This window comes from Lactococcus sp. LG1074, from assembly GCF_017309525.1.
Lineage (GTDB): Bacteria > Bacillota > Bacilli > Lactobacillales > Streptococcaceae > Lactococcus > Lactococcus petauri.
The window spans coordinates 233846-258911 of sequence record NZ_CP071293.1 but is presented as its reverse complement, the minus strand read 5'-3'; the positions used below and the strand labels follow the sequence as shown (position 1 = coordinate 258911).

Here is a 25066-nt window from a genome sequence, read left to right as displayed (position 1 = left end):
CAATATGCTGTACTTTTAATGCAGCTTCTTGCTCTAAAATAGACAAAAGAAAGGAAAATTTGTGCTCCATACTATTTTTTATGTCATCATTTTTCTTCTTGCTCTAGTTATTTCAAATATCATCAATAAAGTTTTCCCAAAGTTGGCTCTCCCACTGATTCAAGTCGTGATTGGGCTATGTTTGGGCTTTTTAGGTGCGTCAAAACTTTTGCAGGTTGACCCAGAATTCTTCTTGGGCTTCATCATTGCTCCTTTGCTTTTCCGTGAGAGTGAAGAGGCAGATGTCAAACATATCTTTAAACATACTCGAACGATATTAATGCTTATCTTTCCCTTAGTTTTCATTACAACTATTGGTTTAGGCTACTTAACGCATTTCTTTTATTTATCTGTACCTTTGGCTGCTTGTTTTGCCTTAGGGGCTTCATTAGCACCAACAGATGCAATCGCTGTTGCTGCCTTATCTGAACGCTTTAGTTTCCCCAAGCGGGTCATGAGTATCCTTACGGGTGAAGGCCTGCTGAATGATGCTTCTGGTATCATTTCCTTCCAGATTGCGGTTCTTGCGCTGGTCACTGGCGAATTTTCCCTAACTCATGCTTCTGCTGACCTTGTAGTCTCTGCAATCGGGGGCGCACTGGTCGGTTTCATTCTAGTTTGGATGAAGTCCTTTATTCTCAGAATTCTTGAGGATGTCGATGCCCGAGATGTTACAGGTTACCTTATTTTGGAGCTTATGCTTCCTTTATCTGCATTTTTAATTGCTGATATGCTTGAAGTTTCTGGAATCATCGCTGTCGTTGTCGCTGGAGTCATGCAAGCCAACGGCCTTAAAAGGACCACGCTTTTTGATGCCCAAGTCACAAAAGTGAAAAATACTATCTGGAATTTGCTGACCTTTGTTTTAAATTCAACAGTCTTCCTTTTCCTCGGGATAGAGTTACATCAGCTTGTTTTTCCGCTCATTGCTGATCCACTTTACTCTACGACTTCTCTTTTATTCATGGTTTTACTTTTAACCATTGGTCTTTTTGCCCTTCGCTTTTCCTTGTTGGCTGTTTATTATCGTTATGTATCTCTGCGTCGCAATCAAAGCTTTTCTGCTTACTGGAACGATATCTTGTTACTGACTTTTGCTGGCTCCAAAGGTACCGTCAGCATTGCCACTGTCCTTTTGTTGCCACGGACAGTAGATATCCCGCATAGCTTAATCATCTTTCTCTGTGCGGCAGTTACCGCGCTCAGTTTTTTAACTGGACTATTTGTTTTACCTTTAATCGCTGCCAAAAAAGTTGTCAAAGTTGACAACATGGTAAAAATTTCTATCTTAGCCGATGTCGTTCGAGAATTGGAAAATGATCTAAAACAAGTTACAAAAGAAAAAGCGCGCCTTGGTTATAATATTGCTATCGACAGCTATCAAGACCGCATTCAAAAACTCATCATCGAGCAAGAAAGTTCAAATACTTCGATTGACTTTAATGAATTGCAATTGCTTATCGTCCGTCTTGAAGCTGAGGGACTGGAAAATGCCTTGAGACAAAATGAGATTTCCATGTACACCTATCGGACTTATCAGCGATACCTTCATTCGATGGAACAATCCGTTGCGCATAATTTGGTTTCAAGTATCCAGTTCGCTTCGGCCATTTCCATCCGTGTGCTTCATTTTTTCTTCTCAAGAATTATCCGTCTAGATTTCAGTTTCCGTAAAACACGACCAGATAATGCTACAGCACATCGTGAAATTACCGAGCTTTACTTTTCTAATACGGAGTTAGTCCTTCAAGCTTTGGACAATCTGGAATCAGTTTACGATGAGCGTTTAATCCATTACCTACAAGCAGAACGTTTACGCTCTGCAGAGTTTGTTGCCCGCGGTGGCTATATTACTGGTATTTTACATCGTGCGCAGCCTAATAATCTGAAAGAGATGATGCGTGCTTACTATCTTGAACGCAAAACCATCTTTGAGTATGAATCCCGTGGTGAGTTAACGATCGGCGAGGCAAAAGTCTTACGTCAAAATGTAAATACTTTAGAGGATTATTCCCTTGCAAGTAATCATCATACCTTACTCTACGACTTTATTGAAAAGAGACGTAAAAAAGTTCAAAAGACAACAAACAATGAACTTTCAACAAATAAATGAAAATAAAAAACACCGAGCTTTATCCTTCGCTCAGGTGTTCTTTTATTTTTTTACGCCCTAAAAGACGAACGCCCGCCAAGATCCAAGAAATACTTGTCAGGACAAGTGAGCATACGAAAGCCATATGCATTCCCTGTAAAAAGGTATCTGGATGTTCTGGCAAATAAGTCCTTACCGTATAACCAAGTTGACTGGACATGGAAAGGAACAAAATAATGGTTGCTACAGAAGTTCCTAAAACAAAAGCCATGTTCCGAATCAAAGAATTCACAGAGCCTGCTATTCCTAAATACTTACGTTCTACTGTCTCCATGATTAAAGCATTATTAGGACTTTGGAAAGCCCCCATTGAGGCACCTTGGAGTAAGAGAATCGCAATCACCCACCATTGTGGCGAATCTGCTCGAATCAAAAGATAACCAATCTGAGAAAGAACAATCCCTGAAATCCCCACAAAGGTAATTACTTCCTTATCTATTTTATCTGCGAGTGCACCTGCTATTGGGCTCACAATAAGCATGGCAGCTGGATAGGCCATCATGATAAAGCCAGCCGCACCAGGCGCATAATCACGATAATCTTGCAGATAGAAAGGAAGCAAGATGCTAGCAAACATCGCAACAGTGAAGTTTAAAAGTGACATCAGCAGACTCAAAGAAAAGAGTCTGTTTTTAAAAATCCCCAAGTCAAGTAAAGGTTTTTCCTTTCGGCGCTCCGTAAAAATAAAGCTAACAAAAAGTATAAAGCCAAGAGCCACGCCGAGAAGTAAGAGCGGATTATTCCATCCTAAAGTTTGGCCAAAATTCAAAGCCATGAATAAAAGAACGATCACAGCAGTCATTTGTAAACCACCTGACAAGTCAACTTCTTTTATAGAGCCTTGCCCTTCATCTTCTGGTAAAGCCCGACTTCCAAAAATCCAGGCCAATATCCCTATCGGAACATTAATCCAAAAGATATAATTCCAAGAGGCAACTTGTAAAATTAAGCCGCCCAAAGCTGGTCCTGCGATCGAGCCGACAGATACAAACATGGAAGTGATAGACATCGCACGCGCTCGACTTTCAACAGGAAAAACCTGCGCCACAATCCCAAAACTTGTTGCCATAAACATGGAAGCTCCGATAGCTTGTACGACACGTGCAAAGAGTAGGAATGGTAAGCCTAAGCCGATGTTTAGCCCAGCCAATAACGAACCGACAATAAAAATCGTCCAGCCCCATCTTGTTACGGTTGTTTTCCCAATCAAATCCGCAAGTCGTCCAAAAATAAGGATGATTGCACTGATAACGATCAAATAAATTGTGACCACCCACGTAATCTGTGAAGTTGACACATTTAGCTCACGCGCCATTGTTGGTAAGGCAATATTTACAATCGAGCCGTCTAAAGTTGACATGAGTGTAAATAAACCAATGGTGAGCAGCACTTTTGTTCTATTTTTCATTTATTTACTTTCTATTTACCTACAAAGAGACTAAAAACTGCATCTAATGATACAGTTTTCAAAAATCAAAGTAAATCGTCAAATTCATTGGTTTCTGCTTTGTCCCAGTTTTCGCCCGTGATGCGGCTAATCATAATACCTTCAACGGCACGATCAACCATACCTTCAACGTCCAAACGTTTTTCATAGGCTAAAACATTTTCTAGTTTAGGATTTGTTTTTGGTGATGGAGGGGCAAATACAGTACAGCAATCTTCAAATGGTAGAATTGAAAGATTAAAGGTATCAATCTTTTCGGCGATATCGATAATTTCGATCTTATCCATTGTGACTACGGGGCGAATAACAGGAGTGTTTGTGACTTCATTAATCACAGACATTGAACCTAATGTTTGCGAAGCGACTTGCCCTAAACTTTCACCGTTAATAATCACTTTACCCCCACGATCTTCACGAATGCGGTCAACTACACGCATCATAAAACGGCGAGTTAAAGTCATCAAATAAGATTGTGGCGCTTTGGCTTTGATTTCTTCTTGAATCTCAGTAAACGGAACTTCAATAAAAGTGATTGTTCCGCCAAACGCTGTTAATTTTGCTGTTAAATCTTTTGCTTTTTTCAAAGCACCAGGGCTTGTATAAGGTGGTGAAGCAAAGTGAACTGCCTCAATTTCTACACCTCGTTTAAGAGCCAAGTAACCTGCAACTGGAGAATCAATCCCACCTGAAAGCATCAAGTGACCGCGGCCTGCTGTTCCTACAGGCATTCCTCCTGCACCTTTAAGTGTTTCGAAACTAAGATAAGCACCTTCAAGACGAATTTCAACACGGAGAGTGATATCTGGCTTTTTCATTTGTACTTTGGCATAGTCAAAATTGTCAAAGACAACATCACCTAAAGTCATGTTTAACTCTGTGGAATCTTGTTCAAAGCTATGGTCCGCCCGACGTGTTGCAATTTTAAAAGTCATTCCTTCATGGTAAATTTCTTTCATCAAGTCAACAACTGCTACTTTTAGACCTTCGATGGATTTTTCAACTTTGATGGATGCTGAAAAATTTTGAATCCCAAAAACTTTAGTTAAACGTTGAGAAACCTCTTCGTAGTCTGCACCATTTAACTGGATATGCGCGCGATCTCGTTGCGCTGTAATCTTCAAGTCTGTCAAATCAGCGAGAACTTCTTTGATGTTGTTGGCCAAACGATTGATAAAAAAGCCACGATTTTTTCCTTTTGTTGAAAGTTCACCATAGCGAACCATAATTTCATCGTATACGATAGTCATTTTATTTTCCTTTGTTACTTAATATAAGGTTATCTTTTTATTCCTGAGAGAATTTCAGTACAGGTTATTATACCACATTAGCTATTTTTCTAGGTTAATAATAGACGAATCAAAACCAATGCAATCCCCACTTGGAAAACAAGTACAGCTAAGCCATAGATTGCTAACTTTCTTCCCGCGCGGACAAATTCTACTAGATTAAGACGTAAACCGATAGCGGCTAAAGCGATAATTTCGCACCAACTACTGATAAAACGTGCCGTTTCAGTAATTACTTTTGGAAATTGAAAGACTGTATCCAGACTACACAGAATAATAAATCCTAATACATACCAAGGAAGAAAGGATTGGCGCTTGATCTTGAGCTGACCTTCCTGCCCTGTCGGTGCTTTCTCTATGCGACGTGTTTGGAAAGAAAAATAAAGGACAACAAAAACAAGCATGATGATACGCATGATTTTAAACAAGGTAGCCATTGTTGTTGTTTCAGCATTCACCATTGTTGCTGAAGCGACAACCTGTCCCACAGACTGAATGGTTCCCCCAATCAAAGCACCACGTAGGAAATCATTTGCTCCAAAGAACCATGTACCTAAAATGGGTAATAGAAGCATTAACACAGTCCCCATCAGGTTAACCATAGTTATCGCTGTTCGCTTGTCTTTGTCTTCTGCTCCAATGACTGGCTCAACTGCCGCAATGGCGGAAGAACCACAAACGGCGTTTCCTGACGCCATTAGCGCATTAACTTTCGAGGAAAATCCAAGTTTCTTTCCAATAAACATGACAAAAACAATTGTAAGCACCATTTGTAGAAGAATAAAACTTATACCACTCCAGCCTAGCTTTTGTATCGTTTGAAAGGTAACTGTCGCTCCTAAAAACATTACTGAAAATTCAAGAAGTTTCTTTTCTGACCAAGCCGTACCTGCAAAGAGGACTGGTTGTTTAAAGTAAACATTCCCCAAAATAATTCCCAATAAAATAGCAATCGTGGCTGCACCCATCCCTTTAAAAACATAGAGATTTAAAAAGTAACTGACTACGGCAACTACAAAACTGAGCCCTAAACCTGGCATGATCTTCTTATTTAGCATGACAACTATTATAACAAAAAACAAAAATTAATTTGTGTATTCATTTGCATCTAAAAGAGAGCTGGGCATATTTGGCACACTTATAATCTATTTTTAAAATAGCCATCTATGTAGTCTATACAAGGAAAAATTAGCTTTCTACATTTTTCTAATTATGGTTTCAACCTTAACAAAAGTACACATAGTGTAGCATAAATTTTGACTTAAACGTCTTATGGCTTTTATAATTAAGAGAGTTATAAATATACAAGAAAGGAGTTATATAGTTTCCCTTCACACTTTTAAATATTGGCTTGCATAGAAAGTAGCCAATATTATCAGTAAACAAATAGAGAAAAGAGGCTTTGCTAATGAAAAACATTAAATTTATGATTATAATTTTATTCTTTTCAGTCTTGCTTGGCTGTGGCGTGAGGACTAAAGCAGAGAATACTATCGCCCCAGATATAAAGTTAGATAAAGATGGTGATGTTCATCTTTTTATTCCAAAGGATGCAGATAAAGTATTCACTAATGAAAGTGATAAAGTTAAATATGAAGTTAAAAAAGGGGCTACTCTAAGCGCAGAGACAAATCAAGCAGAGACTTTTACTGTACCTGTTGTTGTTGAATCTGAAATTACTAATGATGATGAGGAGGTCACAGAAGGAACCACTACTTATACCTCAGAGTTAAATAAAGCTGAACAAGATACAAGCCAGTCAATAGACAACTTCTCCTTTACCTCTACTTTACCAAATATTTTTGGCAAAAAAGTCTCTGCCGCTAGTCAAAATAGAGTGATGTGGGATCGAACTGCGGCTGTAAGATTTCATGTGACAATAACTTGGGTAGTTTCAGGGGGGAATGTTCGACTTACACGAGTTACAGGCGGTTATACAAATTATGATAATAGAACCTTAGTCACTCGTTCTAGCGTCATGACTGCAAATAATGGGCCGAGAGGAGCAGCTACAGGTGGATTCATACAACAGATAAATACGACTAATCTTGGTTCAAGCCGTTCTTGGGCTGTCAATCGAAACTATTCTTATGTGAAAATTTTGTCTAGCTCCACTCAAATCCGAGCAACTTATAGTGCAACTTTACGGCGTGGAAACTCAACATGGAGCTTTTCTACAATCAACAGCGCCTATTAATCCAAAAAGTGAGAATAAACCATGAATAATATTAAAATAAAGCCTGGACACCTCATCTTCTTGTTCCTCGCTTGGTTTGCTTCCATGTTTTTACCAAGCACACTCAACAGAGTAAAGTTTTCTGAAACTTTAAGCTTGGAACAAGTATATGAAAATTTCTTTTACCTGCTCTTTCATCAAGAAATGGCTGTAGGTCTTGCCCTCCTTCTACTTCTATCCCTCGCTTTCTTTCTCTCCTTTAAAAAAGAAAGAGGGACACATTTCATAGTTCTAGCTTGTCTCATCTTATATGCTTGTTACTTCATTATATACTTCCCCCTAGTTATGGCCATTGACAATCATGTTCAGCCCCATCAACTTCGAGGATTTAGTGAATTTTTCTGGCTTTTCTATGATTATGGTTATATAGCATCAGTCTGCCTTGGTCTTCTCTTCTTGCTCTGTTTCTTTAAGTATTCTCTTGACTCCAAAGAAAAAAGTGCTCCGACTAGCCAAAAGTTACTAGGGTGAACACTTTATATTATTTATTTTTTCAAATGATAGTTGTAGCTTGAAAGGATGATATCTTCATGAGCGTTCAGGTAATAACGGAGGCGTAAACCGGTCTGATTGTGGAAGATATTTTGCCATGGTTTCGACGGAATGAAAGTCGGAATCAAAACAGTAGTTGTATAGTTGTGCGCTTTTGCTTGTTTTGCAGCGAGATTAATAAAGCGAACAGCTGGCGTGATGATACTACGATAGCTGGTATGTACAACGGTCAACTTAATATCTGGGAAGGTTTCATTGAAATCACGTTCGATTTCGGCTTCTTTTTCCGTATCTTCTTTTGTAGACACGTGAAGTGCAATAAGATAGTCTCCTACAGACCGGGCATAGTTAATCGCCCCAACATCGACATTTGTTACATTTCCGACCAAGACGATAACTGTATTACCATCAAACTTATGCTCTGCAGTTTCTTTGCGCAAGCGCAATTGTTCCGCCACATTCATATAATGACTGTGGATACGGATAAAGCAGAAAATCAAAATAGGTAAAACAATAAAGAATGGCCAAATTTCAGCTGTGCGGAAAATGAGCAAAATCATCACCACGACAAAAGAAATGATTGCCCCAATAATATTAGGGATAGAACGTAAGAGGAACTTACTGCCCAGCTTCTTGCGCCAATGGACAACCATACCGATTTGAGCCAACGTAAATGGTGTAAAGACACCAATAGCATAGAGGGGGATAAGGCGATCTGTTTGTCCATCAAAGATAAACAAGAGAATGACCGCACCAATAGCCAAACTGATAATCCCATTCGAATAACTCAAACGTGTCCCACGAGCAGTAAACAAGTGAGGCATGTATTTCTTCTTCGCCATATTAAAAGCAAGCATTGGAAAGGCGGAATAACCTGTATTAGCTGCTACTGCCAAAATGAGAGCTGTAGCAATTTGGAAGATAAAGAAGAATGCGTGCCCAAAGACACTGTCTCCAAAAATCTGTTGCGCCATTTGGGCGATAATGGTCACATCACCGCGTGGTGTTAACCCAAGCCAATAAGCAAAGAAGATAACACCACTGAAGAACACTGCTAAAATAATCCCCATCATTACCAAAGTCTTAGCTGCATTTTTTTCTTTCGGCTGTTTAAAGAATGGTACAGCATTCGAAATGGCTTCTACCCCTGTCAGAGATGATGAACCTGTTGAAAAGGCTTTGAGCAAGAGGATAAGTGAAACTCCTCCTACGGTTGTACCGATATGAGCTGGCGCTTGGTAGGGTAAACTTCCAGATACAATACGGAATACCCCGACACCTAAGAGGGCAACTGTCGTCACAATAAATGTATAGACAGGAATCATGAGGAAGGCTGCTGATTCTCGCAAACCTCGGAGATTCATCAGCATAAGCAGTAAAGCAAGAGCAACTGCGATTTCTAAATTGTACTGATGAAGTTCAGGTAAAGCTGAAGTTATAGCATCAGCTCCTGAAGCTGTAGATACAGCAACCGTCAACATATAGTCGACCAAAAGCGATCCACCGGATATTAATCCTGGAATTGTACCGAGATTTTCTGTTGAAACCAGATAAGCTCCGCCTCCTGATGGATAGGCATGAATAACCTGTGTATAACTTCCAATCAGCGCAAACAGTAAAACCAAAATAATTAAGGCAATAGGTATCGAATACCATGAAGCGCCCGCACCTACTGCAACCAATACCAAAAGAATTTGTTCAGGTCCATAAGCAATTGATGACAAGGCATCTGACGATAACATGGCTAAGGCCTGTAATTTAGTCAGCAGGTGTGAATCTCCTACTGTTGACTTTAAAGATTTACCAATTAAAAGCTCTTTGACTTTTTTCAAAACGTAACTCCTGTATCATAAAATCTTTAAGTTGGATTTATCCGGCTTAATTCAGTCTAGGCTTGACTTTCCTAGCATAAAGAGGCCTCTCCAAGATAACTCAACTATTGTAGCATTTTTTTATTAATTTTAGTAGTATTTTTATGTTTGGTTTCAGTAACAAATGTAACAGAAAGACAAAGTGCTTGAAAGTCTTTTAAAATAAGCTTTCCTGAGCTCCATATTTCGCCAATATTTCTCTTTTTTTGTGTTAAATGTAATATTTCACGAGAGTAAATGATGTCATTTCATTTTTCTAAAAATAAAGTTCAACTTTTCTTTCATAAGATTTTTCAAAAACATGATTATAAGCTGTCAAAAGCCGTAAAATTATGCTAAAATATGGTTGATATAAACTTTTTTATAGGAGAAAAACATTTTGGCTGAAATTATCGAAGAACTTAATGACCAAATGAAAGTCCGTCGTGAAAAAATGGAAACACTGCGTGAATCAGGCATTGATCCATTCGGACATAAATTTACTCGTACACACAACTCTGCAGAATTACATGCGGAATACGATGAAAATACTAAAGAAGAATTACACGAAAAAGACTTGCATGCAACAATCGCGGGACGTCTGATGACAAAACGTGGTAAAGGTAAAGTTGGTTTTGCGCACATCCAAGACCGCGAAGGACAAATTCAGATTTACGTGCGTAAAGACGAAGTTGGCGAAGAAAACTATCAAATTTTCAAACAGGCTGACCTAGGTGATTTCCTTGGTGTTGAAGGACAAATCATGAAGACAGATATGGGCGAGCTTTCTATTAAAGCAAGCAAGTTGACTTTCTTGTCTAAAGCACTTCGTCCATTGCCAGAAAAATTCCACGGCCTGACAGATACTGAAACACGTTACCGTAAACGTTACTTGGATTTGATTTCAAACAAAGAAAGCTTCAATCGTTTCGTGACACGTTCTAAAATTATTAGCGAGATCCGTCGTTATATGGATGGCCGCGGATATCTCGAAGTTGAAACTCCTGTTTTGAACAACGAAGCCGGTGGTGCAGCAGCACGTCCATTCTATACACACCATAACTCATTAGACATCGACATGGCCCTTCGTATTGCAACAGAATTGCACTTGAAACGCTTAATCGTCGGTGGTATGGAAAAAGTTTATGAACTTGGCCGTGTCTTCCGTAACGAAGGAATGGATATGACGCACAATCCTGAGTTTACAACTATGGAATCTTATGAAGCTTATGCTGATTTTGACGATATCATGGATTTGACTGAAGGAATTTTCCAACACGTGGCACACTCTGTCCTTGGCAAAGATGTTGTTGAATACGATGGTAAAGAAATCAATGTGGGCGGTAAGTTCGCTCGCATCCACATGGTTGATGCGATTAAAGAGCAAACAGGCGTGGATTTCTGGAAAGAAATGGATTTTGAAGAAGCTGCTTCTTTGGCGAAAGAACATGATATTTATGTGGAAAACCACTTCACAAGCGTTGGCCACATCATCAATGAATTCTTTGAGAAATACGTAGAAGATACATTGATCCAACCAACATTTGTTTTTGGACATCCAAAAGAAATCTCTCCTCTTGCGAAGATGAATGCTGAAGATCCACGTTTTACTGACCGTTTCGAACTCTTCATCAATGGTAAAGAATATGCCAATGCCTTCTCAGAGTTAAATGATCCAATCGATCAGCTCGAACGTTTCGAAGCCCAAGCTAAAGCGAAAGAACTCGGTGATGATGAAGCCACTGGTGTAGATTACGATTATGTTGAAGCATTGGAACACGGTATGCCACCAACTGGTGGTCTGGGTATCGGTATCGACCGCTTAGTCATGCTCTTCACTGGTACAACTTCCATCCGTGACGTCTTGCTCTTCCCAACAATGAAATAAAAGCAAAAATCCAGTTCTCAGGGCTGGGTTTTTACAATCAAGAAGTGTGCGATATCTTTTATCTGCAACACTTTATCTAGATAAGAGAACAAACTATGTTAAGAATATCTCAAATAAAAACTTCAATTGATGAGCCTGTGGAAAAAGTTAAAAGTTTACTTTTGAAAAAATTAAAAATTCAAGAGTCCGACTTGATTGACTATCGTATTTATAAGGAATCAATTGATGCGCGCCATCGGGGAGAAATCAACTTTATCTACACAGTTGATGCCCAAGTCAAAAATGAAGCCAAGCTCCTCAAGAAAAAAATAAAAAATGTTTCACCCTCACCAGACTTGAAATATAAAGAACCACAAATCGGAACAGAAACCATGAAACATCGTCCTTTAGTCATCGGTTTTGGACCTGCTGGCATGTTTTCTGCTTTGCTCTTAGCACAAATGGGTTATCGTCCTATCGTTTTAGAACGTGGCCAAAAAGTTGAAGAACGTGTGAAATCCATTGATGATTTCTGGAAGAAAGGAAAACTCAATCCTGCTTCAAACGTCCAGTTTGGTGAAGGCGGTGCAGGTACTTTCTCAGATGGAAAACTTACTTCCCGTGTACGCGACTTGCGCGGACGCAAAGTTTTAGAAGAATTTGTAAAAGCCGGTGCACCTGAAGATATCCTCTACAAAGCACATCCGCACGTAGGAACAGATTTACTTCGCGATATTGTCAAGAATATTCGTGAGCAGATTATTGCTTTGGGCGGAGAAGTTCTTTTTGACAGTCAAGTCGCTTCATTTATCATCGACAAAAATAAACTTCAAGGTATTGTTCTCAAAAATGGTCAAGAAATCCTCTCCAATCATGCCGTTTTAGCCATCGGACACAGCGCACGCGATACCTTTGCTGAGCTGTACGACAAGGGAATTAACATGACCGCCAAGCCTTTTGCTGTTGGAGTGCGCATCGAACATCCTCAGAGCTTGATTAATCAAGCACAGTATAAAGAATTTGCTGAGCATCCTCGTTTAGGAGCAGCAGAATATCGTTTGACACACAAGGCCAGTTCTGGACGAGGTGTTTATACGTTCTGTATGTGCCCTGGAGGACTTGTCGTGCCTGCTGCATCGGAAGAAGGTCGCTTGGTAACCAACGGCATGAGTGAGCACGCCCGTTCTGAAGAAAATGCCAATAGTGGTTTACTGGTCCAAGTCTTCCCGGAAGATTTTGGCCAAGATCATCCTCTTGCTGGGGTTGAATTCCAACGAAAACTTGAAGAAAAAGCATTTGTCCTCGGTGGTAAAACTTATCAAGCCCCTGCGCAATTAGTTGGAGATTTTCTTGCAGATCGTCCATCTACTGATATTGGTGAAGTTAAACCTTCTTATGCTTTGGGTGTCACTCCAACAGACTTAAGCCAGCTCTTCCCTGAATATATTACTTCTTCTATGAAGGAGGCTCTTCTTGGATTCGACAAAAAAATTCAAGGTTTTGCCATGAACGATGCGATTATGACCGGTGTTGAATCACGTTCTTCTTCTCCTGTTCGAATCAATCGTGATGAAGAAAGTTTCCAATCTATTTCTACACAAGGTATTTATCCATCTGGTGAAGGAGCAGGATTTGCTGGCGGGATTGTATCCGCCGCCATTGATGGGCTTAAATGCGCAGAGCAAATGATTGCCTCCTTTGCACGACCTGAATAAAGAAAAAACTGAGCAATGCTCAGTTTATAATCTTAAAATGTTTATCCATCAAACGTACATCCTTGGGCTTAAGTCCAAGGATTTTTATTTCCTTATCTTTGGTAATAAGCACTGCAGCTTGAATCACGTTTTGTCTTTTCGCAAAGACTTTTTCAGGTTCTTTCGAAAAGAACAGCCTCTTCGCCTCAATCTCCCCATCTAATGACTTTTCAGAAAATATTGTCACGCTGGCTAAGTTGTTCACATGAGGATAACCTGTTTCAGGATTGAGAATGTGATGATAACTCTTTCCGTCGCGCTCTAAATAACGCTGATCAATTCCAGAAGTCACGACAGATGTGGATGCGGTAAGCACTTGAAGTAACAAAGATGACCCATGCGTAAGTGGATTACGAATTCCGACACGCCAATAACCTTTTAGGGGCAAGCCCAGAAACCGAATATTCCCTCCAAGGTTAACAATGCCTGTGGAAAAACCTGTTTCTTTCCAAAATTCTACAACTTTATCGGCAATATAACCTTTGGCGATGCCTCCTAAGTCTAAGGACATTCCTTTTCGAGGGAGAAAAATGGTCTTTTGCTGGTCATCCAGAACGATATCATCAGGACTCACCATAGCAAGCATTTTTTGAATTTCTTGCTCAGAAGGAACACGGGCATCAGCAAAACCAATATGCCAAAGCCTAACCAAGGGTCCGATACTTGCATTAAAACCAAAATGCTCCTGACTGACCTGTACAGCTTTTTTCGTTAAAGCATAGACTTCTTCCGACAAGGCAACTGCTTTTACACCCGCAGCTTGGTTGACTGCTATTAACTCCGAGAACGCCCTGTTGACTGTAAATAAATCTTCATAATGAGCAATTTTTCTATAGCCTTGCTCAATTTTTTCTGTAGTTTTTGACTTCTCCACATCAAGTAAACTCAGCTCAATAAATGTGCCTAAACCTCGATATTTTTTAGACAAAAAATCACTCATACTCTGAAGCTCCAGTATCGGCATCCGTTTCTATCAATGTTCGTAGAGGTTGCAAATGCGCACTGTAACGACAAAAGTTTCTGAAGCAATGTTCCAACCAAGAAATTGTTTGTCTATCTATTAGATTGCCTGAAATATCAAAAGCATCAGCAGCATGACTCAATAAAAATTGATTAGCCGGTAAGACGAAGGCTTCCAATCCTGGTGATTGGAGGATTTGTCTAAGATTTTCCTGTGCAAAAACGGAACCCTGCTTTCCTAGAGAAGCGCCTACAATCATAACTGGCGTATTGATAATGGGTTGCAAAGCTCCCCAAGAGAGCCATTCTAGCAAAGACTTCAAGGCTGCAGTGATGGCATGATCGTACTCCGGAGTAGAGATAATCAAACCATCTGCGGCTTCAATGGCTTCAGCGATTTCGCGAACTCTCTCAGGCAAGTCCATACTGTCTTCCGAAAACAAGGGTAAGCCTGCAATCTCAATAACTTCAATCTCAGCTTCATTAATAAAATGTTTCTTCATATACCAAAGCAACTTTCTATTGTAAGAAAAGCTGGCATTGGTTCCTACTATTGCAATAAATTTCATCTTTATTCCTCTTCACTATAAATAAAAAGAGCTTTCGCTCTTTTTATTTTAACACCTTAAGATAGAAACCACTGCTTAGAGAGCTTGCTAAATTCACTAGAATGCTGAAGGACTTGCAAGCCTTGGTTGACTTTATCCATTAATTCAGTATCATTCTTTCGTGCTGCTACAGCATATTCAACTTGTGGGTAAGGAGTATCCAGCATATTGTATAAGCCTTCAAGCTGATGATTACGAAGATAAGTTTTAGTATAGTCCCTATCTAAAAGAGCAGCTTGAATTTTTCCTGCTTGCAAGGCAGCGATTGCATCGCTCGGTTGGTTATAGAGAAACATCAGATTTTCTTTGACAATATTTTTTAAAATCTGCGGATAATCGCTAAACAAATCATAAGCTGCTGAAGCTTTTTGCCCGCCTACTGCTTGATTATGCATATCGCCAATATTATAAATTTCTGCTTCTTTAGGAACAAGCAACACTAAATTTCCCGTGTGATAAGGTTCACTAAATAAAATGGTTTTTTCCCTTGTCTTATTTGCTGTATAAGGCCCCCAAATCAGATCAACCTCTCCTTCTTTCAAGGCTTTTTCTTTGGCTGACCAGTCCAATGCTTTCCAGTCAATCTTTATATTATAAGAAGCAAAGATTGCCTCTGCTAGAGCTATATTGAAACCTTCAGGTTTTCCACTCTCTTGCTTTGAAGTTAGGGGCGCAAAGTCTGCCTCATAACCGATAGTAATCGTCTTGCTTTCTTCAATCTTTTGCCATGTATTTTTCTTCGTGTTTACTCCGCAAGCCGTCAAAGTCATAAAAATAAATAATAGAAGGAAGGGAAGCAGGTAGAATTTGATTTTCTTCATGCTTTCATTTTATCATTTCTCTCGGCTCAAATCTACCGCTTTGAGTGGCACTAATTTTGTATTGTACTTCCATTTATAGCCAAAGTATAGAGCCAAGAAAAGTGGTATTGCGGCATACATGGCTAAGCCTTCGCCCCAGTGACTGCTGAAAAGCATAGCTGGGTCTAAATTAACAACAATCATGGCCGTCATGATCAGGGACAAGATTGGTCCAAAGGGGAACCATTTTGCTTGGTAAGGCAAATTGCTCAAATCACCGCCTTGAGCCAAAAAGGCTCGACGAAAACGAATGTGACTAATCGATATCCCAAGCCATGCAATAAATCCAGTCAAACTTGACAGGTCCACAAGCAAAAGATAAATTTGTGTGCCGAAAATTCCTGTTAAAAATGCGACCACACACACCGCTGTCGTTGCCAATAAAGCATTGATAGGAATACCGTTTTTGGCTATTTTGGAGAACTGGCGTGGTGCGCCTTCTTTTTTACCTAAAGAGTAGAGGATACGTGTTGAAGCATACATGACAGAGTTTGCTGACGAGATAACCGAGGTCAAAATCACGGCATTCATTAAGCTCGCTGCTACTGCCAAACCAATATTCTTAAAAACGATAGTAAAAGGACTCATAACCGCTGTCGAATCAGGGTTAAGCAAGCGAGGATCTTGGTAATTGATAATAGCTGCAATAACAATAATCGTAAAGATGTAGAAAAGAAGAATGCGCCAAAAAATAGAATTCATCGCTTTAGGAATACTTTTCTCAGGATTTTCTGATTCACCTGCTGTAACTCCTAGAAGTTCTGTGCCTTGAAAAGAAAAGCCAGCGATAAGTAAAACACCAACAAATCCTGTCACTCCACCAGTAAAGCCGTGGTTACCTGCTGTGAGATTACCAACAACATCAATATTATTTCCAAAAATTCCAATAATAGTTAACACCCCAACAACCAAAAAGACAATAATTGTAATCAGCTTGATAATGGAGAGCCAATATTCTGTTTCCCCAAACGCGCGTACCGCCATGATATTAATTGCAAAAATAAGGACTGTAGCCACACCAGAGAATATCCAAGAAGGAACCTGAGGGAACCAAAATTGAGTGATTAATCCTGCTGTTGTCAAATCAACTGCAATCGTAATCGCACCGTTTATCCAATAGTTCCAGCCCAAAGCAAAGCCAAAGGCTGGATCCACAAAACGTGCCCCATAATCTGTAAAGGAGCCCGATGTGGGTAAATAAGTGGCCATCTCTCCTAAAGAGGTCATTACAAAATAAACCATAATCCCGACAAAGATATAAGCCAATACCGATCCGAAAGGACCAGCCTGACTAATCGTCGCTCCTGAGGTTAGGAACAAGCCTGTTCCTATCGTGCCACCAAGCGCAATCATGGTGATGTGTCTTTGTTTTAAATTGCGCTTTACTTGATTTTCATTTTTCATATTTTTTCTTTCTCTAATACTTCTTCGTTCATTTACAGCATAATTTTGCCCAAAAGAAAAGACCGTATAGCCTAGCCATCCGGTCTTTCTGAGAATCACCGGCATAGATGTCTTTCGAGCGTACTCTAAAGTTGCATCTATACCAAAGTATGACACAACTCTTATCTATGCGCATGATGATGTTGAGATTGTAGGTCAAACTTAAACATATGTGATTCTCCTTCCTGATATTTTTTATTTAGTATAGTCCTTTATTTTAAAATTTGCAAGTATAAACTTTTTGTCGTCGTTTAGTCTTCGAAACTTTTATGTTAAAATATAGGAATGGAAAACAAAAAAAATACGAATATTATCTTTGGAGGATTATTAGTCCTCATCGTTGTTATCGTTGGTGGTCTTCTTTACTTTGCGAACAGTTCTGACAGCAAGACAGATGCAAAAAATGATTTGCAAAGTGTTGAACTCCCTCAGTTGTCGAATGAAGTGGGCAAGGATGAAGCTGAAGTTCAAATTCAAACAACAGCTGGAAACATCAATATTAAGCTCTTCCCTAAACTGGCACCAATGGCTGTCGAAAACTTCTTGACTTTGGCCAAGCAAGGTTACTATAAAAACAATGAATTCTTCCGTGTGATTAATGATTTCATGATTCAAACGGGTGATCCAAGTAATAAAGGAACCGGAAGCAAATCCGTAGTAAATAACAACAAACCATTTGCGACTGAGATTTCTAATCAGCTTTATCATATTCGCGGTGCAGTTTCTTTAGCAAACAGTGGTCCTGGCGAGACAAGCAGTTCGCAATTCTTTATTGTCCAAAATCCACAAGCAGCTGAGCAAGGTTTAAGTACAAGCAAATATCCTCAAAAGATTATCGATGCTTATAAAAAAGGTGGCTCGCCTTTCCTTGATGGACAATATACGGTCTTTGGACAAGTGATTTCAGGCATGGATGTTGTTGATAAAATTGCTGCAGGCAAAGTGGAAGCTAACCCAAATAATCCACAAGAAGAATCATCTCCTGTAAATCCAGAAAAAATTACCGGCGTTAAAATTATCAAAGGTTGGGACTTTAAAAAATAAAAAAATCTTCTGTGTAGGCAGAAGATTTTTTAGCGCTAGTCCCAACTTCATCTGCCTTGCTATCCTCTGATGTTGATGATATAATGAAAATAAGTAAAAAGGCTTGCGCAAACAAGCCCTTTGTAGCCGTATGAAGAACGGTAGCCAAATATTATTGTTTAAGTAACTGTCATTACTCGGCTAAAGTTGGACAGTTATTTTTTTTGTTGTTATTATTCAATGTCAACACCAGCATTGCAAAAGCAAGCATGAGTGACAAAGCTTCATAAACCGACAAAAAATGTCGCCTTTCTGTATTTTGAGGTTATAGCCTACAAAACGTCATAAGCATCACCTCCCAGTTAGGCTACCGTCCTTTAACTTCTACTCCGTTATTATAACATGTCCAAACTCAAAATGAATCTAAAAGAAAAAGCTGTGTCCCTACAAGATTCAGCTTTATTTTATTGTTTTTTTAGGAAAAATGGCTCTATAGCGTACTTTTGAGCTTGAAATTGTTGTGCGGCCAATAATGGCACATAGCTTTTACTCACGCATCAATTTTTGCATGTCTTCAGGCATTTCTAATTCAATATCAATCAATTCGTCTGTAAAGGGATGGACAAATTGTAAATGATGACAGTGGAGCGCTTGGCGATCAATAAGGTCATGATTACCTCCATAAAGTTCGTCGCCAACAAGAATATGCCCTAGATGTGAAAAATGAACACGAATTTGGTGTGTACGTCCGGTATGTAAAACGACATCTAACTGCATCAAGCCATTTTTCTCTGCAACAACTTCATAACTTGTTCTGGCTTCCTTCCCTTCAGGATGCACACGCCGCTCAATGATTGAAGTCTCCACTCGACCGATAGGTAAATTAATTTCACCTGTTTTGGGTAAGTTCTCGTCTGCATGGATAATGGCATAATAGCGTTTGGTCACACTGTCCTTATATTTAGGATGCACGATGAGAGAGTGAGCCAAGCTATGTTTAGCAAAGATCATCAAGCCACTCGTATCACGGTCCAAGCGTGTAATGATATGTACCGTTTGGTCCTCATATTTCTTTCGTACGATATAACCCTTTACAATATTAGACATAGCTCCTGTCGGATGTAAACGTCCAGTAATCGAAGTCCGTCCCGCAGGTTTATTCACAATCAAATAATGATCGTCTTCAAAGACAACTTCTGGGTCAATATCTTCAGGAATCAATAAATCGGTACCTTGCTCGATAGGTGTAATTATCGTAACAACATCATCAACTTGTAAAGGAAAGAGAACATTACGCTCCATGCCATTCACTAAAATTTCACCACCGTCAAATTTGATATGTGAAAGGAAGCGTTTGGAAACGCCATGACGTTTAAGTAAGGCCTTTACCGTACTTCCATCAATTGTATTTGTAAATGAAAATTCCACTGTTTAACTTCTCCTTTTAAGCCTGCTCTTGACATTGAGTACCTTACTGCTGAAATGTTCTCCAACTCTATGGCTGAATTTTCTCCATCTAAAAACTCCAACATATGTCGGAGTTTGCCTAGAACAGAACTTTATTATAACATATTTGCTTGCTCTGTAAATATAATTAGGTCAAGAAACACTCTACACATAAATGAAAAGTGTGAGCAGCGCTATTCGACTTCACCGATAAACGCATTTTTCACGCGTTCCCAAAAGCTTGTATGGGCACAATTTGCAAAAGCGATAGTTTTACCATCCATGCTATACTCTATAGCTTCAATTTTTTCGTAGTTGAAAGTCAGCTGGTCAACAGTAACACTGTAATCTTCAACATCTTCCGGACAGATAATGATACTGTCTTTCTTTGCAACCACCATCGGCGCACCTAATGTCCGGTACACAATATTATTCAGACTGGCTATCTCAGCCATTTGCATAGCTTCGACACGCGGGTGTAAAACAGCACCGCCGATAGATTTATTATAAGCTGTTGAACCTGTTGGTGTGGATACAGATAAGCCATCGCCTCGAAATTTTTCAAAGAGAAAATCCGAAATCCTGATATCCGCAACTAAAGTCTTAGACGTTCGGCGAATCGTTGATTCGTTCAGTGCGTAGTGCAGCATTTCTGAACCATCTTGAAATTTCACACGTATCCGTAAAAGGGGATAATGAACAGCATGCTCAGCAGTTTCAGACTCTAGGGCAAGCGCCACCTTATCAAGATCTGTATTCATAAAGTCGGTATAAAAGCCCAGATGTCCCGTATGAACACCGACAAAGCGAATTTTATCCAGCTTGTCCTCATAGAGGTGCATAGCTTTGAGGAGCGTGCCATCTCCCCCGACTGAAATAACAATTTCTGGGTTTTCCTTTTCAAACCTGAAATTTTTGGACTGCAAAAGCGCTGTTAATTCTAACAGCGTCTTTTGTGATTTTTCACTTGAATTCCCTACCAACCAGATCTTTTTACCAGAGCTCATTGTCTTCTCCGTTTTCTTTCTTGTAGTCCAGTCTTGCTTGCGGGTCATCGAAAAGCAATTGGGCTTCTTGAATATCTTCGCGAATCGCACCCATTTCTTTATCCAACTGCGCAGCCATATGCGCCGCAGCAGTCAAGCGTTCTCGAACTTCCTCGGGGATCACACCACCATATTTGTAACTTAAGGAATGTTCGATCGTTGCCCAAAAATTCATCGCCAAGGTCCGAATTTGAATTTCGGCAAGCACAACTTGGGCACCCTCAATCATATCAATCGGATACTCAATAACCACGTGATATGAACGATAACCACTTGCTTTTTGGTTATGAATATAATCCCGCTCTTCGATAATTTTTAAGTCTTTACGTTTTCGTAAAAGCTCTAACACATCCCAGACGTCATCAACAAACTGCACCATGACACGAACACCAGCAATATCTTCCATTTCTCGGATTGTTTCTTGGGTGTAGCCTCGCATGGCTGCCTTCTTCCGAATCGAATCACGTCGCTTCACGCGCCCCGTGACAAACTCAATCGGTGAGTAAAGTTTTTTCTTTAAAAATTGCTTACGCACACCACGAAGTTTGATTTTCAGTTCCCCAACCGTTTGGACATAAGGATCAAGAAATTCTTCCCAGTTAAATTCAGTTGTTGTACTTTCAGTCATATGTTTATCCAAATTGACGCTCGGTCAATTCTCCTTTGTATTTTATTACAGGTCTTTCTCAATTATACCATATATCGCCCCCATTCACTAGACAGCTTGACTAATTTACGTCTACAAAAAAGAAGCAAAATGCTGTTTTAATAGCACTGTAGACCGTAAGAAAGGAGCTCCCTCTTCTTTTCTGGCTTTACTTAGATACAGGCTTTTGATATACTTTTAGATAATAGATCAATCATCATTTTAATAAGAAGGGAGGATGCCTCTCTTGGAGATCTTGTAAAGAGTAATCTAAACAGAGCATCTTTTTATACATAAAAATGTCAACAAATTTAGAAATTGAGCATAAGACGATGCTCTCTATGCCGGAGTATGACCGATTGAAAACACTTTTTTCACACGTCACTCCTGTCCGACAGACAAATCACTATCTTGATTCTCAAGATTTTACACTGCGTAAGAAAAAGTTAGCTCTGCGTATCCGTACCTTTGATCGTTCAGCAGAAATGACACTCAAGGTCCCTCAACAAGTGGGCAATATCGAACATAATATCGACCTTACACTTGAAGAAGCACAATATCTACTCGCACAAAAAAGTATCACTTGCGGTAAAACTGACCTGAGTGAAATTTGCGACATCTTAGTTGAGCGTGGAGTAGATTTGGAGAGTATTACTCTGATTGGGAGTTTAACTACGATCCGCTACGAACAACATCTCCCTATTGGGCTTGCTGCTCTGGATAAGAATGACTATCTGGGTCATACTGATTATGAGTTGGAGCTAGAAGTGACTGATAGTGAACAAGGTAAAAAAGATTTCCTTGCTTTCTTGAAGAAAAACCATATTGAATTTCGTTTTTCAAAATCAAAAGTTGTACGCTTCTTGGACTGTTTACGCCACCTGAAAAAACAATAAAAGTGCTGTTTCAGCACTTTTTTGCATATAATTTGGTCTCCTATATAAAATTTGGTACACTATACAACGTGGATACACAACTGATAAACAATAATATTAAAGATTTTAACAAGGAAAACAATAACTCTCATGTATGATATTCATCATTTTTTCACGCCTATTCTCAATCAATTTTCCGAATTTGATGCGCACAGCTGGTACCTCTATCCAATAGCTACACTTGCTGCAGCTAAAGAATTACGTGACAACAGTGAACTTCCCAAAAATATTGAAAATCTCAACGCGAGCTTTGACCGCCTCCAAAAAATTTCTTCCGATTTCTTGACGATAAATCTACACGGACGAAAGTATGGGCGAAAATTCATCTTAGCTTTACAGGAGAGACTGGACAACCTCAGCATACTAGATTATAACAATCAAATGCGCCATGAGATTCTCTGCGAAATAAAGCTCACAACCGCTGACTTTATTACTCATCGTCAGTTCGCTAAAAAACAAATGATTAAGAATGCTCAGGAATTTTATAAAAATGAGTTTACCCAAGTACCCTCTACTTTAATTTATACCGATACTGAATGTTTACACATCGAAAATTGCTCACAAGCCCTTATTCAAAATTATCTTCGTCACATTGAAAAAACTGCCTAAGGGCAGTTTTTTTGTAGACACAGCCTTAAAGGCTCTGTCTATAATGTCTTGTCTCCATTACAATTTACCTAAAGCAGCTTCCAGTTGTCCTTTGATCACTTCATTTGTCTCCGCAAAAGCTTCAGAGAAATTCTGGTTGAGATCTTTCAGATGACTTGGACGTACTCGTTTCACAAATTTAAGTGCTTTAAGTTTCTTGATTGTCTCGGAAACATCTTCTTCATTCACATAAAGCAAGCTATAATGCGCTTTGCGGCTTGTATAGCCAAGATCCCCATAGTGACTAAGTTGTCTGTTCCCTTTGTAAGAGTTGCAATAGACAAAAAGCGCAATTCTCCCTTGCATTTCAAGCGGACGAACTGTCTTATCTTCCGATTTCTTTGTCAATATTTCTTTATCAATGATGGCGTCCATGACGGCTTCCTCCTTTCAAAGGTAAATTTTCATCTACAAAAATGTGTTCTGAAATTGCTGAACTGATGTCTTTTGTTAGCTCGGATAACAGCTCCTGCAAATCATTTTCAGCTACGCGAAGCTGATAAACCTTCTCATTGAGCAGGATTTCTTTTCGGAGCTGAGCCAGTTCTGGCCTAAAAGCGATATACTCCTGATTGTCCGTAAGAAGTCGGAGCTTAGATTGTAAGTCTTCATCTTCTTCAAAAGCCTTTTTTAAAGCACGATAAGTAGCGACTTCGGGTAATTCCAAAAAATCTTTAACCACTTCATCGATTAAATCATCAATTTCAAACAACTGTTCATTTATGATTAACATAACCTTATTATACCAGAAAACCAACTTTACCGCTTTTTCTCAACCCTCTTCCGTAAACTTTCTCTGTTTTTTCATTTACCATAAATGACATTTTTTATAAGTCTGTTCTAAACATGTAGCACATCATCTTGCCAAATTAATTCAAAAAAGATATAATTAACTGATAATGTCTATAATTGTACATAAAATTACAGAAAGGTTTTTATGAATAATGAAAACAATCAGACCCAGAGAGGTCTGAAAAATCGTCACATCCAGCTTATTGCAATAGCAGGAACTATCGGAACAGGTCTTTTCTTAGGAGCAGGTCAATCTATCAGTATGACCGGGCCTTCCATTCTTTTGATTTATATCATTATTGGTGCCTTGATGTTCATCTTGCTCCGTGCAATCGGTGAAATGCTTTATATGGATCCTGAGCAACACTCTTTCCTTAACTTCGTCAGTCACTATCTAGGCAACAAGGCCGGATATTTTATTCAATGGTCTTATTGGCTTGTTGTTATCTTTATGGCTATGGCTGAGTTAACCGCTGTCGGGGTCTACATCCAGTTCTGGTTACCAAGTGTTCCTGTCTGGCTTACCGAAACCGTTATCCTCTTGGCCTTAACTGCTTTAAACACACTCAATGCTAAATTCTTTGGTGAAACAGAGTTTTGGTTTGGGATGATAAAGATCGTTGCTATCGTTGGTTTGATTGTTACTGCCATCATCATGGCCTTCAGTGGCTTCCAAGCAGATGGTACAACAGTTAGTCTTAGCAATGTGACGAAGGACTTCTCCTTCTTCCCTAATGGCATTACAAACTTCATCGGAAGCTTCCAAATGGTAATGTTTGCCTTTGTTGCGATGGAATTTATCGGAATGACCGCTGCTGAAACCTTGGATCCACGTCCAACACTTAAAAAAGCGATTAATCAAATTCCGATTCGTATTTTAATCTTCTATATCGGAGCACTCACTGCGATTATGTCTATCTATCATTGGACAGATATTCCTGCAGATCAATCTCCATTCGTTATGGTCTTTGACCTTATTGGTTTCAAGTGGGCAGCAGCAGTGATTAACTTTGTCGTCTTGACTTCTGCAGCTTCAGCGCTTAATTCAGCACTCTTCTCAACTACACGTAATCTTTTCTCTCTTTCAAAATTACACGGAGACAAAGCATTACAGCCCTTCACAAAACTTTCGAAAAATGGTATCCCAACAAATGCCCTTTTCTTCACAGCAGCACTAATCTTCTTAGCCCCATTTATCTCACTTATTCCTGGTGTGTCTAACGGCTTTGTCTTTATCACAAGTGTTGCGACTAATCTCTTCTTGATCGTTTATATCATGACCTTGATTGCTTATACAAAATATAGAAAATCAAGTGAGTATCTCGAAGACGGCTTTAAGGTTCCAATGCCGAACGTATTAGTTCCAGTGACTATCGTCGCATTTGGCTTAATCTTTATTTCCCTCTTCTTCTTCAAAGATACACGTATACCAGCGATTGGTTCAGCAATCTGGATCGTCGTCTTCGGGATTATTTCTTATCTCCGTAAAGAAAAAACAGTTGACTTATAAATAAAAAAAACTTCTGAATACAGAAG

23 protein-coding genes are annotated in these 25066 nt (G+C 39.4%); 9 read left to right on the top strand and 14 right to left on the bottom strand.

Going from position 1 to position 25066, the window contains the following annotated elements; all coding sequences use genetic code 11:
• Nucleotides 1-61: 61 nt before the first annotated feature.
• Nucleotides 62-2152 (top strand): sodium:proton antiporter, encoded by a 2091-nt coding sequence (locus J0J36_RS01255; RefSeq protein WP_019291366.1) that lies wholly within the window; start codon nucleotides 62-64, stop codon nucleotides 2150-2152.
• Between the two features lie 19 nt (nucleotides 2153-2171).
• Here the strand turns inward: J0J36_RS01255 and J0J36_RS01250 are convergent, their stop codons facing one another.
• The 3 genes from J0J36_RS01250 to J0J36_RS01240 all read right to left on the bottom strand — a co-directional run bounded on the left by J0J36_RS01250 (nucleotide 2172) and on the right by J0J36_RS01240 (nucleotide 5964).
• The gene (locus tag J0J36_RS01250) at nucleotides 2172-3599 is read right to left on the bottom strand and encodes an MFS transporter (RefSeq protein WP_019294211.1); all 1428 of its coding nucleotides are present in this window, start codon (nucleotides 3597-3599) and stop codon (nucleotides 2172-2174) included.
• 65 nt (nucleotides 3600-3664) lie between these two features.
• Nucleotides 3665-4885, bottom strand: a complete 1221-nt coding sequence (gene thiI, locus J0J36_RS01245) for a tRNA uracil 4-sulfurtransferase ThiI (RefSeq protein ID WP_019291368.1) — start codon at nucleotides 4883-4885, stop codon at nucleotides 3665-3667.
• Nucleotides 4886-4974: 89 nt separating this feature from the next.
• The gene (locus J0J36_RS01240; protein ID WP_019335960.1) at nucleotides 4975-5964 is read right to left on the bottom strand and encodes a YeiH family protein; all 990 of its coding nucleotides are present in this window, start codon (nucleotides 5962-5964) and stop codon (nucleotides 4975-4977) included.
• A 386-nt stretch (nucleotides 5965-6350) separates the two neighbouring features.
• Between J0J36_RS01240 and J0J36_RS01235 the strand changes: the two genes are divergently transcribed.
• Both J0J36_RS01235 and J0J36_RS01230 read left to right on the top strand, forming a co-directional pair.
• Complete coding sequence (locus J0J36_RS01235) at nucleotides 6351-7121, top strand: hypothetical protein (protein WP_035004412.1); 771 nt, start codon at nucleotides 6351-6353, stop codon at nucleotides 7119-7121.
• Between the two features lie 21 nt (nucleotides 7122-7142).
• The gene (locus J0J36_RS01230; protein ID WP_019291371.1) at nucleotides 7143-7631 is read left to right on the top strand and encodes a hypothetical protein; all 489 of its coding nucleotides are present in this window, start codon (nucleotides 7143-7145) and stop codon (nucleotides 7629-7631) included.
• Between the two features lie 14 nt (nucleotides 7632-7645).
• On the opposite strand, the gene J0J36_RS01225 is transcribed toward J0J36_RS01230, so the two are convergent.
• Nucleotides 7646-9484: an APC family permease gene (locus J0J36_RS01225; protein WP_019291372.1), complete on the bottom strand. Its 1839-nt coding sequence runs from the start codon at nucleotides 9482-9484 to the stop codon at nucleotides 7646-7648.
• Between the two features lie 415 nt (nucleotides 9485-9899).
• Between J0J36_RS01225 and lysS the strand changes: the two genes are divergently transcribed.
• Together lysS and J0J36_RS01215 are read left to right on the top strand one after the other, a co-directional pair.
• Nucleotides 9900-11390: a lysine--tRNA ligase gene (gene lysS, locus J0J36_RS01220; protein WP_146137660.1), complete on the top strand. Its 1491-nt coding sequence runs from the start codon at nucleotides 9900-9902 to the stop codon at nucleotides 11388-11390.
• Between the two features lie 95 nt (nucleotides 11391-11485).
• On the top strand, nucleotides 11486-13084 hold the full coding sequence (locus J0J36_RS01215) for an NAD(P)/FAD-dependent oxidoreductase (RefSeq protein ID WP_019291374.1): 1599 nt from the start codon (nucleotides 11486-11488) through the stop codon (nucleotides 13082-13084).
• 19 nt (nucleotides 13085-13103) lie between these two features.
• On the opposite strand, the gene J0J36_RS01210 is transcribed toward J0J36_RS01215, so the two are convergent.
• The 4 genes from J0J36_RS01210 to J0J36_RS01195 are packed head-to-tail and all read right to left on the bottom strand — an operon-like array spanning nucleotide 13104 to nucleotide 16955.
• Nucleotides 13104-14087 (bottom strand): FAD:protein FMN transferase, encoded by a 984-nt coding sequence (locus J0J36_RS01210; RefSeq protein WP_019291375.1) that lies wholly within the window; start codon nucleotides 14085-14087, stop codon nucleotides 13104-13106.
• On the bottom strand, nucleotides 14056-14652 hold the full coding sequence (locus J0J36_RS01205; RefSeq protein ID WP_019291376.1) for an NADPH-dependent FMN reductase: 597 nt from the start codon (nucleotides 14650-14652) through the stop codon (nucleotides 14056-14058). The genes J0J36_RS01210 and J0J36_RS01205 overlap by 32 nt, the downstream gene beginning before the upstream one ends.
• A 56-nt stretch (nucleotides 14653-14708) precedes the next feature.
• Entirely contained in the window at nucleotides 14709-15512 is an 804-nt protein-coding gene (locus tag J0J36_RS01200; RefSeq protein WP_019291377.1) for a transporter substrate-binding domain-containing protein, read from the bottom strand.
• Between the two features lie 12 nt (nucleotides 15513-15524).
• The gene (locus J0J36_RS01195) at nucleotides 15525-16955 is read right to left on the bottom strand and encodes an amino acid permease (protein ID WP_019291378.1); all 1431 of its coding nucleotides are present in this window, start codon (nucleotides 16953-16955) and stop codon (nucleotides 15525-15527) included.
• Nucleotides 16956-17279: 324 nt separating this feature from the next.
• Between J0J36_RS01195 and J0J36_RS01190 the strand changes: the two genes are divergently transcribed.
• A complete protein-coding gene (locus J0J36_RS01190; protein WP_019335964.1) occupies nucleotides 17280-18038 on the top strand; it encodes a peptidylprolyl isomerase in 759 nt (252 codons plus the stop codon).
• A gap of 172 nt (nucleotides 18039-18210) precedes the next feature.
• On the opposite strand, the gene J0J36_RS10460 is transcribed toward J0J36_RS01190, so the two are convergent.
• The 4 genes from J0J36_RS10460 to J0J36_RS01175 form a co-directional block, all read right to left on the bottom strand.
• Nucleotides 18211-18315, bottom strand: coding sequence for a putative holin-like toxin (locus tag J0J36_RS10460; RefSeq protein ID WP_219906225.1), 105 nt, complete (start codon nucleotides 18313-18315; stop codon nucleotides 18211-18213).
• A 248-nt stretch (nucleotides 18316-18563) separates the two neighbouring features.
• Complete coding sequence (locus J0J36_RS01185) at nucleotides 18564-19445, bottom strand: RluA family pseudouridine synthase (RefSeq protein ID WP_019291381.1); 882 nt, start codon at nucleotides 19443-19445, stop codon at nucleotides 18564-18566.
• A 212-nt stretch (nucleotides 19446-19657) separates the two neighbouring features.
• Entirely contained in the window at nucleotides 19658-20470 is an 813-nt protein-coding gene (locus J0J36_RS01180) for an NAD kinase (protein ID WP_029343532.1), read from the bottom strand.
• A complete protein-coding gene (locus J0J36_RS01175; protein WP_019291383.1) occupies nucleotides 20457-21137 on the bottom strand; it encodes a GTP pyrophosphokinase family protein in 681 nt (226 codons plus the stop codon). The genes J0J36_RS01180 and J0J36_RS01175 overlap by 14 nt, the downstream gene beginning before the upstream one ends.
• A 317-nt stretch (nucleotides 21138-21454) precedes the next feature.
• On the opposite strand from J0J36_RS01175, the gene J0J36_RS01170 reads away from it, so the two are divergent.
• Nucleotides 21455-22051 carry a CYTH domain-containing protein gene (locus J0J36_RS01170; RefSeq protein WP_003133845.1) on the top strand — a complete coding sequence of 199 codons (597 nt, stop codon included), beginning with the start codon at nucleotides 21455-21457 and terminating at the stop codon, nucleotides 22049-22051.
• A 129-nt stretch (nucleotides 22052-22180) separates the two neighbouring features.
• The gene (locus J0J36_RS01165) at nucleotides 22181-22699 is read left to right on the top strand and encodes a hypothetical protein (protein ID WP_019291385.1); all 519 of its coding nucleotides are present in this window, start codon (nucleotides 22181-22183) and stop codon (nucleotides 22697-22699) included.
• A 57-nt stretch (nucleotides 22700-22756) separates the two neighbouring features.
• On the opposite strand, the gene J0J36_RS01160 is transcribed toward J0J36_RS01165, so the two are convergent.
• Nucleotides 22757-23113: a YlbG family protein gene (locus J0J36_RS01160; protein WP_019291386.1), complete on the bottom strand. Its 357-nt coding sequence runs from the start codon at nucleotides 23111-23113 to the stop codon at nucleotides 22757-22759.
• Nucleotides 23097-23471: a YlbF family regulator gene (locus tag J0J36_RS01155; protein ID WP_019291387.1), complete on the bottom strand. Its 375-nt coding sequence runs from the start codon at nucleotides 23469-23471 to the stop codon at nucleotides 23097-23099. The genes J0J36_RS01160 and J0J36_RS01155 overlap by 17 nt, the downstream gene beginning before the upstream one ends.
• Nucleotides 23472-23675: 204 nt before the next feature.
• Between J0J36_RS01155 and J0J36_RS01150 the strand changes: the two genes are divergently transcribed.
• Nucleotides 23676-25040, top strand: a complete 1365-nt coding sequence (locus tag J0J36_RS01150) for an amino acid permease (protein WP_019291388.1) — start codon at nucleotides 23676-23678, stop codon at nucleotides 25038-25040.
• The last annotated feature ends 26 nt before the right edge of the window (nucleotides 25041-25066 follow it).

Excerpts from the sequence above, each read along its gene's own strand:
- J0J36_RS01230 (WP_019291371.1), top strand. The coding sequence starts at position 7,143 with ATGAATAATATTAAAATAAAGCCTGGACACCTCATCTTCTTGTTCCTC.
- J0J36_RS01250 (WP_019294211.1), bottom strand. The coding sequence starts at position 3,599 with ATGAAAAATAGAACAAAAGTGCTGCTCACCATTGGTTTATTTACACTC.
- J0J36_RS01195 (WP_019291378.1), bottom strand. The coding sequence starts at position 16,955 with ATGAAAAATGAAAATCAAGTAAAGCGCAATTTAAAACAAAGACACATC.
- J0J36_RS01210 (WP_019291375.1), bottom strand. The coding sequence starts at position 14,087 with ATGCCGATACTGGAGCTTCAGAGTATGAGTGATTTTTTGTCTAAAAAA.
- J0J36_RS01170 (WP_003133845.1), top strand. The coding sequence starts at position 21,455 with ATGTCAACAAATTTAGAAATTGAGCATAAGACGATGCTCTCTATGCCG.
- J0J36_RS01155 (WP_019291387.1), bottom strand. The coding sequence starts at position 23,471 with ATGTTAATCATAAATGAACAGTTGTTTGAAATTGATGATTTAATCGAT.
- J0J36_RS01215 (WP_019291374.1), top strand. The coding sequence starts at position 11,486 with ATGTTAAGAATATCTCAAATAAAAACTTCAATTGATGAGCCTGTGGAA.
- J0J36_RS01175 (WP_019291383.1), bottom strand. The coding sequence starts at position 21,137 with ATGACTGAAAGTACAACAACTGAATTTAACTGGGAAGAATTTCTTGAT.
- J0J36_RS01200 (WP_019291377.1), bottom strand. The coding sequence starts at position 15,512 with ATGAAGAAAATCAAATTCTACCTGCTTCCCTTCCTTCTATTATTTATT.
- J0J36_RS01165 (WP_019291385.1), top strand. The coding sequence starts at position 22,181 with ATGTATGATATTCATCATTTTTTCACGCCTATTCTCAATCAATTTTCC.
- J0J36_RS01160 (WP_019291386.1), bottom strand. The coding sequence starts at position 23,113 with ATGGACGCCATCATTGATAAAGAAATATTGACAAAGAAATCGGAAGAT.
- J0J36_RS01150 (WP_019291388.1), top strand. The coding sequence starts at position 23,676 with ATGAATAATGAAAACAATCAGACCCAGAGAGGTCTGAAAAATCGTCAC.
- J0J36_RS01235 (WP_035004412.1), top strand. The coding sequence starts at position 6,351 with ATGATTATAATTTTATTCTTTTCAGTCTTGCTTGGCTGTGGCGTGAGG.
- J0J36_RS01190 (WP_019335964.1), top strand. The coding sequence starts at position 17,280 with ATGGAAAACAAAAAAAATACGAATATTATCTTTGGAGGATTATTAGTC.
- J0J36_RS01240 (WP_019335960.1), bottom strand. The coding sequence starts at position 5,964 with ATGCCAGGTTTAGGGCTCAGTTTTGTAGTTGCCGTAGTCAGTTACTTT.
- thiI (WP_019291368.1), bottom strand. The coding sequence starts at position 4,885 with ATGACTATCGTATACGATGAAATTATGGTTCGCTATGGTGAACTTTCA.
- J0J36_RS01205 (WP_019291376.1), bottom strand. The coding sequence starts at position 14,652 with ATGAAATTTATTGCAATAGTAGGAACCAATGCCAGCTTTTCTTACAAT.
- J0J36_RS01180 (WP_029343532.1), bottom strand. The coding sequence starts at position 20,470 with ATGAGCTCTGGTAAAAAGATCTGGTTGGTAGGGAATTCAAGTGAAAAA.